The sequence below is a fragment of the Oscillibacter sp. ER4 genome, assembly GCF_000765235.1.
Classification (GTDB): Bacteria; Bacillota; Clostridia; order Oscillospirales; family Oscillospiraceae; genus Hominicoprocola; species Hominicoprocola fusiformis.
On record NZ_JPJG01000036.1, the window covers coordinates 1 to 13420 of the forward strand.

The 13420-nt window shown below is 58.0% G+C and carries 12 protein-coding genes and 1 pseudogene; 7 read left to right on the plus strand and 6 right to left on the minus strand.

The genetic code is table 11. The annotated features are described in order from the left end of the window. Positions 1-199: 199 nt before the first annotated feature. Positions 200-1108: a LysR family transcriptional regulator gene (locus NI20_RS0106430; protein ID WP_033120626.1), complete on the minus strand. Its 909-nt coding sequence runs from the start codon at positions 1106-1108 to the stop codon at positions 200-202. After that, on the minus strand, positions 1105-1359 hold the full coding sequence (locus NI20_RS15385; protein WP_197055365.1) for a hypothetical protein: 255 nt from the start codon (positions 1357-1359) through the stop codon (positions 1105-1107). The genes NI20_RS0106430 and NI20_RS15385 overlap by 4 nt, the downstream gene beginning before the upstream one ends. Before the next feature lie 90 nt (positions 1360-1449). On the opposite strand from NI20_RS15385, the gene NI20_RS0106435 reads away from it, so the two are divergent. The 4 genes from NI20_RS0106435 (at position 1450) to NI20_RS0106450 (ending at position 5671) form a co-directional block, all read left to right on the plus strand. Beyond that, positions 1450-2814, plus strand: coding sequence for an SLC13 family permease (locus NI20_RS0106435; protein WP_033120627.1), 1365 nt, complete (start codon positions 1450-1452; stop codon positions 2812-2814). Positions 2815-2841: 27 nt separating this feature from the next. After that, complete coding sequence (locus tag NI20_RS0106440) at positions 2842-3441, plus strand: AAA family ATPase (RefSeq protein ID WP_033120628.1); 600 nt, start codon at positions 2842-2844, stop codon at positions 3439-3441. Positions 3442-3659: 218 nt separating this feature from the next. After that, a complete protein-coding gene (locus tag NI20_RS0106445) occupies positions 3660-5087 on the plus strand; it encodes an MATE family efflux transporter (protein ID WP_369699405.1) in 1428 nt (475 codons plus the stop codon). Then, the gene (locus NI20_RS0106450; protein WP_033120630.1) at positions 5084-5671 is read left to right on the plus strand and encodes a cytidylate kinase-like family protein; all 588 of its coding nucleotides are present in this window, start codon (positions 5084-5086) and stop codon (positions 5669-5671) included. Before NI20_RS0106445 ends, NI20_RS0106450 begins: the two co-directional genes overlap by 4 nt. A gap of 47 nt (positions 5672-5718) precedes the next feature. Here the strand turns inward: NI20_RS0106450 and NI20_RS0106455 are convergent, their stop codons facing one another. Continuing rightward, entirely contained in the window at positions 5719-6870 is a 1152-nt protein-coding gene (locus NI20_RS0106455) for a DUF4317 domain-containing protein (RefSeq protein WP_033120631.1), read from the minus strand. A 459-nt stretch (positions 6871-7329) separates the two neighbouring features. Between NI20_RS0106455 and NI20_RS0106460 the strand changes: the two genes are divergently transcribed. Beyond that, positions 7330-8613, plus strand: a complete 1284-nt coding sequence (locus NI20_RS0106460) for a cation:proton antiporter (RefSeq protein WP_033120632.1) — start codon at positions 7330-7332, stop codon at positions 8611-8613. A gap of 62 nt (positions 8614-8675) precedes the next feature. On the opposite strand, the gene NI20_RS0106465 is transcribed toward NI20_RS0106460, so the two are convergent. Continuing rightward, positions 8676-9743: a low specificity L-threonine aldolase gene (locus tag NI20_RS0106465; protein WP_033120633.1), complete on the minus strand. Its 1068-nt coding sequence runs from the start codon at positions 9741-9743 to the stop codon at positions 8676-8678. Between the two features lie 127 nt (positions 9744-9870). On the opposite strand from NI20_RS0106465, the gene NI20_RS0106470 reads away from it, so the two are divergent. Beyond that, the gene (locus NI20_RS0106470) at positions 9871-10755 is read left to right on the plus strand and encodes a LysR family transcriptional regulator (RefSeq protein WP_033120634.1); all 885 of its coding nucleotides are present in this window, start codon (positions 9871-9873) and stop codon (positions 10753-10755) included. Here the strand turns inward: NI20_RS0106470 and NI20_RS15980 are convergent. Then, on the minus strand, positions 10730-11104 hold the full coding sequence (locus tag NI20_RS15980; RefSeq protein WP_156108567.1) for a VTC domain-containing protein: 375 nt from the start codon (positions 11102-11104) through the stop codon (positions 10730-10732). The two genes, NI20_RS0106470 and NI20_RS15980, sit on opposite strands and share 26 nt — an antisense overlap. Positions 11105-11241: 137 nt before the next feature. Further along, a pseudogene (locus tag NI20_RS15985) lies at positions 11242-11523 on the minus strand (VTC domain-containing protein); the annotation flags it as partial. A gap of 208 nt (positions 11524-11731) precedes the next feature. Here NI20_RS15985 and NI20_RS0106480 point away from each other — a divergent pair. Continuing rightward, entirely contained in the window at positions 11732-13297 is a 1566-nt protein-coding gene (locus NI20_RS0106480; protein WP_033120635.1) for a carbohydrate-binding domain-containing protein, read from the plus strand. Positions 13298-13420 lie beyond the last annotated feature (123 nt).

Sequence of the window (13420 nt, forward strand, 5' to 3'; positions counted from 1 at the left end):
CTATAATTTTATGGTCGTTAATTCCAAATTCCTGCATCGCTGCATAGATACTCAGATGTTCTTTTTTCATGGTTTCTACAACCATTCTCTTGTACTCCGGCGTATATCGGTTGTTTGGTACTTCTTTTGGCATAGCAAAACACCCCACTTGTTAGATAGTATATCATACTGTCTAACAAATGGGGTGCAGTTCATCTGATTATTTTCCACTCTCCTGCGGCGCGTCTTCAAGCAGCATTTGCCGCAGCTTTTTGGCGGCGATGCTCAGCGGCTGCGTCCTGCGCTGGAAGAGGAAGACGCTGCGCGCAGGAATGGGCTCTTCGAGCGTGATGGGGTAGATACCGCTTGCCTCCGGCGTGCCGTAAAGCATCTCGCACGGCACGAAGCCGACGCCAAGGTCGCATTGCACCACGGGCGGCACCTGTGCCGTGGTCTCGACCTCCACATCGGGGCTGAACGAAAGACCGTGGCGCAGGAAGAGCTCGGCATAAAAGTCGTGCGACGATGTCCCCTCCGTCAAGCTGATGATCGGGTAGTCGGCAAGCTTTTTGAGCGAAACGGACTCCTCGGTGAGCTCCAAAAACGCCGGGCCGCAGATGGGGATCTCCTGAATTTCGTCGATCTTCTGCGCCGTGAGCGAATCCGGCACGGACGCGCCCTCTGCCAGAATGGCGAAGTCGGCAAGGCCGTTCTGCACGGCGGCGAGGCCGTGGGAGGCGGAGTGGTTCGTCAGGCAGATGCGCACGTGCGGATATGCGCGGCGGTAGCGCGCGAGCACCTGTAAAAGCCGCGTGCGCAGGGCAAGGCTGCTCGCTGCGATGTGGACGATACCGCTTTGCAAGCTCTGGTCGGAGAGGACCTCCTCTTCGCCTGCCTCGATGCTCTCAAACGCGACGGCGATGTGCGTGTAGAGCTTCTCCCCCTCGGGCGTGAGGCGCACGCCCTGCGGCGAGCGGAAAAACAGCGCGCAGCCGAGCTCGGATTCGAGCTTTCGGATCATACGTGTCACATTGGGCTGGTTGCTGTAGAGCGCCGCGGCGGCCTGCGAGAAGCTGCGGAATTTGGCGGCGTAATAAAAGACGCGGTAGCTGTCGTAGCTGATGTTCATAAAAAAGCAAGCTCCTCTGAAAAAGAAAATAAGTGGGGTTCTGCGCGGCGGCGAGGAACCTGACTGCGTAAAATTTGACGGAAGAGAAAAGCATTCGTCCGCACCTTGCGGACGGCAAGACTGATTGTAACAGAAGCGAAGCGGCGGCGCAAGCGTATTCGGGAAAAAAGAACAGAACCTTGACGAAAAGTAAACACCGTCGAAAAGCCGCATGAAATCAGGAAAATTCGGGCGGCATAGAAAAATGACATATCCTCCATGTCAAGATAACATTTCGCTTCCGCGTAAGAGACCGATATAATGGCTCGCGCTGGGAATTCCACAGCACAGGGAGGAATAACATGTTTGCTCAGATCATTGCCATCTGCATTTTTGCCACTATGTTCCTGCTTATTATCCTCGATAAGTTTGAACGGCATTACATTACGCTCGGGAGCGGCGCGCTCGTGCTCGTGCTGGTGTTCGGCGTCTGCATGCGCTCGATGAGCGCCATTTGGGAGACGCTCAACCTCGGCGCGTTTTTCCAGAGCACATTCTGGTACGGCGCAAGTGAGGAGAGCACCGCTGGCATCAACTGGTCGACGATCCTGTTTATCGCCGGCATGATGATCATGGTCGAGGGCCTCGGCAAGGCGGGCTTTTTCCGCTGGCTGTGCCTGACGCTTGCCAAGCTCGTACACTACCGCACGGTGCCGCTGCTCATCTGCTTTATGTCGCTCTCGGCGTTTTTGTCGATGTTCATCGACAGCATCACGGTCGTGCTGTTTCTCGCCACTGTTACGCTCGAGCTGGCACAGACGATGAAATTCGACCCCGTGCCGATGATCCTGTCTGAAATTTTCTGCGCGAACCTCGGCGGCGCGGCCACGATGTGCGGCGACCCGCCGAACATCATCATCGGCACATCGCTCGGCTACACATTCTTCGACTTCATCGAAAATACCGGCGCGGTCGTGGCGATCTGCTTTGTGTTCATGCTCATTTACTTCACGCTCTGCTTCCGCAAGGAACTTGAGCGCGCCGAGCATGCCAACGTCGGCCCCGTCACCTGTCCCGAGCCTTCGACGGCCATCACGAACAAGAAGGCATTTCTTGCGAGCGCAGGCGTTTTCCTGCTGGCGGTCGTGCTGCTCATCACGCACGCGCAGACGGAGCTTTCTGTCGCGTGCATCGGCGTGATTGTCGCGATTTTGACGCTGATCGTTTTGGGCTTGACCAGCGGCAAAAAATCTGTTATAGAAATCATTAAGGGCGTGGACTATAAGACGCTGCTCTTTTTCATCGGCTTGTTCGTTTCCGTGGCGGGCCTTGAAAAGACAGGCGTGCTCAACATGATCGCGAACTTCATCACCTCGGTCAGTGAGGGCAATATCGCGGTTATTGTGATCGTCATTCTGTGGCTCTCGGCCATCACGAGCGCCTTTGTCGATAATATCCCCTTTGCCGCGACCATGATCCCTGTCATCCGCGCCATCGCTGCGACGGAGGGCATGGATATCGGCGTGCTTGCCTGGGCGCTTTCGCTCGGCACGGACCTCGGCGGCAACGCGACGCCCATCGGTGCGAGCGCCAACGTCGTCGGCACTTCGGCTTCGGCCAAGGGCGGCTATCCCATCGGCTGGGGCCGCTACTGCAAGTACTGTGTGCCTGCGACGATCATTGTCATGGCAGTCTCCACAGCCTACTTATTCCTGCGCTATCTGTAAACGGAAAAAGGAAAGGAGTGCGATCCCATGAAAAACCAGATCATCATCACCCTTGGCCGCGAGCACGGCAGCGGCGGCCATTACATTGCCGACATGATCGCGCAAGAGCTTGGTATCAAGCTCTATGACAAGGACTCCATCGAAAAGGAGATCGTTTCCGAAGGCTACAGCGAGGAAATGATCCGCAAGATGGATGAAAAGCCCGTCAACTTCTTTGCCTCGCGCCGCATCGGCAAGTATTCCAATTCTCTTGAGGTCAACGTGGCGGAAAAGACGTTCGCCATGCTGCGTGACAAGGCGGCAAACGGCGAGAGCTTCCTCATCATCGGCCGCTGCGGCGACCAGGTGCTCAAGGGCAACCCCAATATGCTGAGCATTTTCATCTGCGGCAACCAGCAAGCCAAAGTCGGCCGCGTGATGGAGAAGAAGGGCCTGTCTGCCGAGGACGCGATCGAGGAGATCAAAGAGGTCGACCGCTCCAGAAAGTCCTACCACAACTACTACTGCGAGACGAAGTGGGGCGACGCCCGCGGCTACGACATGACCGTCAAGAGCGATGTGCTCGGCTTCGAGGGCACGGCGAAAATGCTGATCGCCTATATCCGCAGCTTCATGGAGCAGGACTAAATAAAAATTTGCGGCCCGTGCCGCAAAAAACATTTGAAATGCTCGAAACAATTTGATAAAATCAATTCACAGCGTGTGGCGTTTCTGCGTAAATCCGGTTGCAGAAACGCCGCACGTTTTTTTGCGGAAAAAGGAGGGAGAAGACAACTTCATAGTCAAATCGTGCAGCAGAGATGCGTAAGTCCGGATTGATCCGGCGGAACGCATCTCTTATTTTTATGTGCAGGAGGAAGACCACCATGGAAAACACAAACCAGTTTTTGGGGACGGAGCGCGTGGGAAAGCTCATGCGGCGCTACGCCGTCCCGTGCATCATCTCGCTGCTCGTCGGCGCGCTCTATAACATCGTCGACCAGATCTTCATCGCCAACGCAAGCTACCTCGGTTCCTACGGCAACGCGGCCAATACCGTCGTCTTTCCGCTCACGGTCGTGGCGCTCGCCATCGCCGTGATGATCGGCGACGGCTGCTGCGCGTTCGTCAGCATTTCGCTCGGCAAGGGCGAAGTGGGAGAGGCAAGAAAGAGCGTCGGCAGCGCGGTCGTATTGTCGGTTGCGAGCAGCCTTGTGCTCACGGCGCTGTACCTCATCTTCGCCGACGCTATCGTCTCGATGTTCGGCGGCACGGTGAACGAGGAGACCTTTCAGTACGCGCAGGAGTATTTTTTCTATATCTCGCTCGGCATCCCATTTTATATGTTCGGTCAGGCGATGAACCCTGTCATCCGTGCCGACGGCGACCCGCGGTTTGCCATGATCTCCACGCTCGCGGGCGCGGTGCTCAACATCATTTTAGACCCCATCTTCATCTTTGAATGTAAGTGGGGCATGATGGGCGCGGCGGTCGCCACCGTGTTGGGCCAGATCGTCACGGCGGCGCTTGCGGTGTGGTACCTCTGCCGCATGAAGACCGTCAAGCCGGAAAAGGGAGACTTCCGCCTGCGCGCAAGCCTCTGTACCCGGATGCTGACGCTCGGCATCACGAGCTTTCTCTCGCAGATCAGCCTCGTCGCGGCGATGGCGGCCATCAACAACATGCTGCGCAAGTACGGCGCGCTGGATGGGATATTCTCGCAGGAGCAGTACGCGCAGATCCCGATGGCCGTCGTCGGCATTGTGATGAAGTTCTTCCAGATCGTCATTTCCATCGTCGTCGGCATGGCGGCGGGCTGCATTCCCGTCGTAGGTTACAACATGGGCGCGGGGAAAAAGACGCGCGTGCGTGAGCTCTTTACAAAGCTCCTGCTCTGCGAGGCGATCGTCGGCGCCGTCGCGCTCGTTCTGGCCGAGGGCTTCCCGCGTCAGCTCATCGCCGTCTTCGGTGCGGCGAACGAGAGCAGCTACTACACGGACTTTGCGATCAAGGCATTCCGCACGTATCTTTGCATGATGGTGCTCGCCTGCGTGAACAAGGCCTGCTTCATCTTTTTGCAGGCTGTGGGCAAGGCGTTCTCATCCACGATGCTCTCCATGGTGCGCGAGGTCGTGTTCGGCGTGGGCTTTGCACTGCTGCTGCCGCGCTTTTTCGGCCTTGACGGCGTGCTGTACTCCATGCCGGTGTCGGATGTGTTGACTTTCGTCATCGCGGCGGGTATTTTTGTAAAAACGTATCGGGAACTCAATACGGAAGGAGCAACTGTATTATGAATCATATTATCACCATCAGCCGTGAATTCGGCAGCGGCGGCCGCACGGTCGGCAAAAAGGTTGCAGAGCAGCTCGGCATCCCCTGCTATGACTCAGAGCTCATCCAGAAGATCGCCGAGGAGAGCGGCTTTGCAGAAAATTATGTCAAGGAGGCGGGCGAGTACACACCCGGTGGCTTCCTAGCCTCGGCGCTCTCAAACCGCGCGTTCGGCCCGACGAACGAGGACATCCTATGGGAAATTCAGTGCCGCGTCATCAGCGAGCTTGCCGAAAAGGGACCCTGCGTCATCGTCGGCCGCTGTGCGGACTACATTTTGCAGGACAAGGCCAAGTGCCTCAAGGTCTTTATCCACGCGGATATGGCGTTCCGCGCCAAGCGCATCGTCGAGGTCTACGGCGAGCGCGAGCAGTCGCCCGAGCAGCGCCTGCGCGACAAGGACAAGCGCCGCGCGGCCTATCACCGCTTCTACACGAACATGAAGTGGGGCTACGCGCAGAATTACCACATCACGCTCGACAGCGGCGAGCTCGGCATCGACAAGTGCGCCGACATCATCGCTGACCTCTACAAGAGCAAGGTGTAAATGGTCAAAAAGAGAAGGAGAAAAGCCGCGGCTTCTCTCCTTTTTTCTTATTCTTCTTTTGCAAGGCCTGGGATGTTCACGCCGATGCCGTTGACCTCCACGCCGTCGTCGGCGGGGATGAGGAGGTATTTGCGGCCATTGATGACGCGCGCTTCGATCATATAGCTGTTCTCCGGTGCAATGGAAATTTTGACCTCGGGGGTCGTGATCTCAAACTTCTTGCTCTCGATGATGTTGTTCGGGTTCAGCGCGGCGTTCTCGCCGTACTGCTCATCGCACTCGCGCTGGAACGCCGCGATCTGCTCGTCGTTCACGCCGCTGTTGGCGAGGATGCCGCCGACGTCGCCCGCCGTCATTTCAAGCGGCTCGGGGTCTTTGCTCTCCTTGTGATCTTCGATGCGCGCTCTGATCTGCTCGTGCACGGACTGGACGACATCGTAGCTGCAATCCTTGTCGAGCGCGTCGGCAAGCGCCGAGCCAAAGGCGTTTTTCTGCTCCTCGGCAGACATCGGCGGGTCGACGTGGAACAGCGCGTCGATGACCTCCTGATGGATCTCCGCGGCGTTTTTCGAGTAGAACAGCACATTGTAAATGTTCGCCGTGCGGTTGTCGAACGCGGGGTAGAGGAAGCCAAGCTCGGGCGAGGTCGCGATGTAGCCGGTGGAGCTTGAGTGAAACTCGCTCTGGTCAAGGTCGTAGCGCAGTTCGAGCGTCGGGGCCTTGACGGGGCAGATGGAGCAGACAAAGTACTTGAAGACCTCACTCGACGCGTCGGCCTGAATCTCGTCATCCTTGCTGCGGTGCGGCACGTCGTAGGCGTCGGCGGCGAGGAGGATGAGATAGTTCGTCTCGCCCATGTCGATGCAGTCGATGATTTGGCGGCAGAGCGTTTCGCGCGAGGCGGGGTCCTTGAGCTCCGTCTGGCGAAGAGTCTGCAAGAGGCGGTGCTCATCGCTGTCGGCGACCTGCTGCGTGGAGAACACCACGTCGATGAGGTTCTTGCCAAGCGTGCCGGAGAGGGACTTTTTGAGAAGGCCCAGGTACATCTCCTGCTCCTCCTGCCGCATGAGGCCCATCGAGGTATCGACCCACGCAATGATCTCACGGTTGGAGTTCACATAGCAGCCGTACACGCGGCTGAAATTATTCTTATCGAGCCGGAAGCGCCGGCGCAGTTCATTGAGTTCTTTCTGATTCATGGCTCGTCCTTTCCTTTGTTCATGTCACAAGGCCGATTTTACCACGCCCGCGCCGCCGTAGCAAGGGGAGAAACGGCGCATTGTGCGACGAAAATGCGCAAAATGCAGGAAAAGATGCAAAATGGGCGTGAGCGACAAAATGTGCGCGATGTGTGGACAATATAGACGATATCCATGCAAATCATAGAGAAATTCAATGAATCTGTCCATATTTCGCGGCTTCTTAACGCCGCATTTGACGCTGTTTTTTGTGAAAACGGCTATGGAAACGGAATCAAAGCAAACATTTCACGTTAAAAATGAAAGATATATTGCATTTTGCCTGAGCTGTGCAGGAATTCTTCCGTTTCCTTGGTGATTCTGACTGTTGAAAAAAGAAAAAAAGAAGTTAGAATAGAGCCTCGCGAAATGAAACGGAAGAATTTGGATAGAGATCAGAGAGTTTGGGAGGAAATCAATATGTCGTATCACTTTTTGCTGGATCTTGCGCTGATTCTGCTGAGCACGAAGATTCTGGGCCTCATTGCGCAGAAGTTTCAGATGCCGCAGGTCGTGGGCGCGCTGATCGCGGGCCTGATCCTCAGCCCCGCGGGCCTTGGCCTTCTTTCGGAAACGGAGTTCACCAAGCAGCTCAGCGAGCTTGGTGTCATCGTGCTGATGTTCTCCGCCGGTATGGGCACGGACGTCAACGAGCTCAAGCACAGCGGCAAGGCGGGATTCATGGTCGCGGTCCTTGGCGTGGTCGTGCCGTTCCTCATGGGCACGGCGCTTGCCTGGGGCGCGGATGAGCTCGGACTCATCGAGAGCACCGGCTTTATCGAAAACATCTTCATCGGCACCATCCTGACGGCCACGTCCGTGAGCATTACAGTCGAAACGCTCAAGGAGATGAAAAAGCTCGAGACCAAGGTTGGCAACACGATTTTGGCCGCTGCGCTCATCGACGATGTGCTCGGCCTGATCGCCCTGACGCTCGTTTGCAGCCTTGCCGGCGGTGACGAGAGCATCGGCATGGTGCTCCTCAAGATCGTGGGCTTTTTCGCCTTTGCCTTCGTGGTCGTCTTTGGCGCGAACCGCATCTTCTGCTGGATGCTCAAGCGTCAGCACGGTTGGGCCAGCCACAGAAACTCCGTGTTCGCCTTTGTCCTGTGCCTTGTGATGGCCTACTGCGCCGAGGAGTTCTTCGGCGTCGCTGATATCACGGGCGCTTACGCCGCGGGCCTTGCCGTCGCGTGCACGCCCAAGGGCACCTACATCCAGACGAAGTACAACCCCCTCGGGTATCTTCTGCTCACGCCGGTGTTCTTCGCGAGCATCGGTATCAATGTGCAGATCACGGGTCTGACGGGCGGCATGGTCGTCTTCTCGATTTTGCTGCTGCTTGTTTCAATCATCTCGAAGCTCCTCGGCTGCGGCCTTGGCGCCAAGGCGTGCCAGTTCACCACGCGCGAGAGCATCCAGGTCGGCGTGGGCATGGCCTGCCGCGGCGAAGTCGCGCTGATCGTCGCCAACCGCGGCCTTTCGATGGGTGTGCTGTCGCCCGCGATGATGACGCCGGTCGTCATCACGGTCGTATGCGGCACGATCCTGACGCCGATTCTGCTCAAGCTGTCCTTCCGCGGCCATCAGGAGACGGAGCTGGTGCAGAACAACATCGCCGACCGCATGGCCAAGCACCGGCAGCTCGATATCATCACGCAGCAGCTTTTGCAGCAGGATGAACAGCTGATGAAAAAGAACTGAGCGCAGCGCAATGAAATATAAAGAGCTTTCTCCTGAAAATCGGAGAAAGCTCTTTTTTGATTTTAGGACGCTGCCTTTTCCTGCGCGGTGCACTCGCGCAGGATGCGACAGAGCGCGTTCACATCCTCTTCCCGCGTCGCCCAGCTTGTGGCAAAGCGGATGATGCTGTGCGTCTCGTCATATTGCTCCCAGACGGAGAAGTTCACGCGCTCGGCGAGCTCTTTGCGCTGCTGCTCACTGACGATGCAGAAGCTCTGGTTCGTTGGGGAGGGGAAACAGGGCAAATAGCCGTTTTCCACCATCGCGCGCCGGATAGCGTCGGCGTAGCGAACGGCGTCTGCGCCGATGCGCTCGTAGAGCCCATCGGTAAAGAGCGTGTCGAACTGGATGCCGAGCAGCCGTCCCTTGGCGAGCAGCGCGCCGTGCTGCTTGATGATGGTGAAAAAGTGTGGAATGAGCCCCGGCTGGGGAATGACGACCGCCTCGCCGAGCAGCGCGCCGCATTTCGTGCCGCCGATGTAGAAAATGTCGCACAGCGCGGCAAGGTCGCGCAGTGTCACGTCGTTTTCAGGACAGGCGAGCGCGTAGGCAAGGCGCGCGCCGTCGATATAGAGCGGCAGGCGCTTTTCGCGGCAGAGCGCGCTGATGGCCGCGAGCTCCTTTTTGGAATAGAGCGTGCCGTACTCCGTCGGCTGGGAGAGGTAGACCATCCCGGGCATGACCGTGTGGTCGCGGTTCGCGTCGTCCTCGTACTGATCAAGCAGTGCGCGGATTTGGGATGCGGTGATCTTGCCGTTCTCCTGCGGCAGCGTGAGCACCTTGTGCCCGCCGAACTCGATGGCGCCGGCCTCGTGCACGCTGATGTGCCCCGTGTCCGCGGCAATCACACCCTCGTAAGAGCGCAGCAGCGCGTCGATGACGGTCGCGTTCGTCTGTGTGCCGCCGACAAGGAAGTGAATCTCCGCGTTCGGCGCGCCGCAAGCGGCGCGGATCTTCTCGCGCGCGGATTGGCAGTATTCATCCGTGCCGTAACCGGCGGTCTGCGCAAAATTCGTTTCGCACAGGCGCTGCAGGATGGCGGGATGCGCACCCTCAAGATAGTCGCAGGAAAAAGAAAGACGATGCTCCATGAAAAAAGACCTCGTTTCAAAAACAGGATTGACGGTTTCTGACTGCTATTGTAGAATAAGAGAAAACATGACGCAAACGGTTATTTGAAATGGAAAACATGATATAAAATCATGGATAGGAGGGTGTATGGAAGCGGTCAAATGCGAGGCGTTCCTTGCCGCGGCAGAGCTCGGCAGCCTGACGGCCACGGCGGAGCTTTTGGGCTACACGCAGTCGGGCGTGACGCGCATGATCGGCACACTGGAAGAAGAGCTCGGCTTTCCGCTGTTTCTTCGCAGCAAAAAGGGCGTGCAGCTCACGGAAAACGGAAAGCTCATGCTGCCGCTGCTGCGCGAGGTCGTGCGCGCGCACCACAACGCCGAGCAGCTCAGCGCGGAGATCGGCGGCGTGTCAAAGGGCTCGCTGACGATCGGCTGCTATTACAGCATTTCGGCCCTGTGGATGCCAGAAATCCTGACGGCGTTCCGCGCCCGCTATCCGGGCGTGACCGTGCGCATGCAGGAGGGCGGCAACCTCGAGATGGCGCGCTGGCTGAACGAGCGCTCGGTCGACTGCTGTTTCGGCGCGCAGATGCACGGCGACAAGTACGACTGGCTGCCTGTCTTTCGTGACGAGCTCGTCGCGTGGCTGCCGCGCGGACACGAGCTGGCAGAGGCGGATGCCTTTCCGCTTATGCGCTTGCAGAACGAGCCGTTCATCCACACCTCGCCGAATCACGACACCGATCAGGACCGCCTGCTCGAGCAGCATGACCTGCACCCGCAGACCTGCTTTACGACGCGCGACGGCTTCACGACCTACAACATGGTCGAGGCGGGGCTCGGCGTCAGCTTCAACCAGCGGCTCATCTCGCGCAAGTGGAGCGGTACGGTGGCGGAGGTCCCGTTCGACCCGCCGCAGTTCGTGACGCTCGGCATCTCCGTCCCGTCGCTCAGGGAGGCCTCGCCCGCAGCGAAAAAGTTCATTGCCTGCGCCATCGAGACCGTCACGGGCGGGGAGAAAAGCCTTTGATAAGGAAAACGCTTCGCAGAAGTTCTGCGAAGCGTTTTTTTGTCCAAAAGCCGTTTATTTGAGCTCGGCGGTGAAGGCGATCTTCCCGTCGTCCACGATGGCGCGGATGGAGCCGTGGTGCCCCTCGGCGATCGAGCGCGCGATCGAAAGGCCGATGGCAGAGCCACAGCGGGCACGTGCCGGGAATCTTGACCTCCATCAGCACATCGCCGCAGGGCAGCGCGATGGGTGCACCGTGGTTGCCGAGGCGGGGGTCGACATCCGTGTCGCGCCACCGTAAGTTCGTGTCGAACGTGATGCGGAGCTGCGGATCGTCAATGCCCGTAAAGGCGAGCCGGTCGTAGCCAATAAAGACCTTGGGAACGGTGTGATAAAACGACTGAAATAGCCGATCTCGCGTCCGATCTGGCCAAAGTTTTCACTCGGCAGCTCGCCGGAGAGAAACGGCTCCACGTTCTGGATGCCCGTTGTGATGCGCCGCTTGTAGACGACGCCGTCGAACTTCTTCTTGAGCTCGACGAAGACCTTGCCGTCCTCCTGCGGCACGCCGTAGCTGCGCACGCGCAGCTTTTCCTTATAGACGGGCTTTTCGAGCGACGCGCGAATTAGGCGGTAGTCGTCGGTATCATAATAAATGTTGCAGATGGTGTACTCGCCGTACGCGTCCTTTTTCATGTAGGGTGTCATCCGCTCCAATAAAAAACGCTGCTGGGAAAGGGTCAGGCAGTATTTCTTTTCATATCGTTCAAAACAGCATTGGATCGCCATGGTGTCGAACCTCCTTTGTGAGCCCCAGTATGAACGCGCAACCTAAAGGTAACCTAAAGGTAAAATATTCGTTTTCTTTAGGTAACTTTTAGGCAAAGCGTGTATGCTGTCCCCATCCTCAAAGGAGCGGGCGCACGGTGCGAAAAAAGCACGCGCCCCGCTCCCGAAGGGGAAGAAACGATCAGAAATCATTGAGGAGATATATGTTATGAAAAAAATACTGCCTTTCCTGTGTGCGTCGGCGCTGGCGCTGTCACTCATGGCCTGCGCCGGTACGATAAATAATAGTACGGCGGACACGGCAAGCAATGTGACCTTTACCTTTACAGAAAGCGGCGTGACCGCTGCGGGCGAGACGGACACGGGCTACGAGATCGACGGCACGGCGCTCACCATCACGTCGAGCGGCACTTACACCGTCTCGGGCAGCTGCGCGGACGGCTCCATCAAGGTGAAAAAGGGTACGACCGGCGTGACGCTGGTGCTGGACGGCCTGACACTTACGAGTGAGAACACCGCCGCCATCACCTGCGGCAAGTCGAGCGAGGTGACCGTCTTTGTTTCCAACGGTACGGAAAATTCCCTGAGCGATACCGAGCAGAACAATGACGACAACTACCCCGAAAACGAAAATGCCGAAAACGCCGTCATTAAGTGCAAGGACGGCTCGACCGTCACCCTCTGCGGCGATGGCGAGCTCACCGTCACGGCCAACGGCAAAAACGGCATCAAATCCAGTGTGACGACGGACGAGGACGGCGAAGCGTTGCTGACCATCCGCGATTTGACACTGAATATCGACGCGCCCATCAACGACGCCATCAACGCCGAGCAGCTTTTGAATGTTGAGAGCGGTACGCTGACCATCGACGCCGCGGATGGCGCCATTCACTGCGACTTGGTGCTGAACATCGGTGCGGACGGCACGGACGGCCCCACGATCGACATCACGAATTGCTACGAGGGCCTTGAGGGCGCGGAGCTGAACGTTTGCTCCGGTGATATTACGATCAACGTCTCGGACGACTGCCTGAATGCGGCAAATTCCGACCTGACGGACTATGACTTCACGATGACGATCTCCGGCGGCACGATCGACACCTATACCTCCGGCGGCGACGGCTTTGACTCCAACGGTGAGCTGACCATCACTGGTGGTACAGTCGTTGTGTGGACGGCCAACACGGCGGACAACGAGCCGCTGGATGCCGACGGCACCATCACCGTCTCGGGCGGCGCGGTGCTCGCCGCGGGCGGCAGCAGCGGCATGGGCATGAACTTGGAGGCCGCGCAGCCCTGCGTCATTTACGGCTCAACGGGCTTTGGCGGCATGCCGGGCAGTACGCAGAGCTGCCTGATCGCCGCGGACGCGGATTTCACGATCGAGGACGCCGACGGCAATGCCGTGTACAGCGGCACAACCAGATGCGGTGCGAACTTCATCCTCTTCTCGTCTGCCGATGTGGTGGCGGACAGTGCGTATACCCTCAAGGCGGGCGACAGCTTCACCGAGGGGACCGCGCAGAGAGGGACGGTTTCCACCGGCATGGGCGTGGGCGGCGGCTTCCCCGGCGGCGGACAGAAGCCAGACGGTGAACTGCCCGAGGGCTTTGACGGTCAGATGCCAAACGGCGAGAAGCCAGAGCTTCCCGACGGGGAAGTGCCCGAAATGCCCAGCGGCGAGCGCCTCACACCGCCCAGCGGGCAGGGAAGCCCCGCTGACGGCAACGCCCCAGCGGGCGACAGTACCTCCGATACCACTCCAACTGCCTAATGGCAGAGATAAAGAAAAGCAGACGGCTCGCTGAACTGCACCCCATTTGTTAGACAGTATGGTATACTATCTAACAAGTGGGGTGTTTTGCTATGCCAAAAGGAGTACCAAACAAACGATATA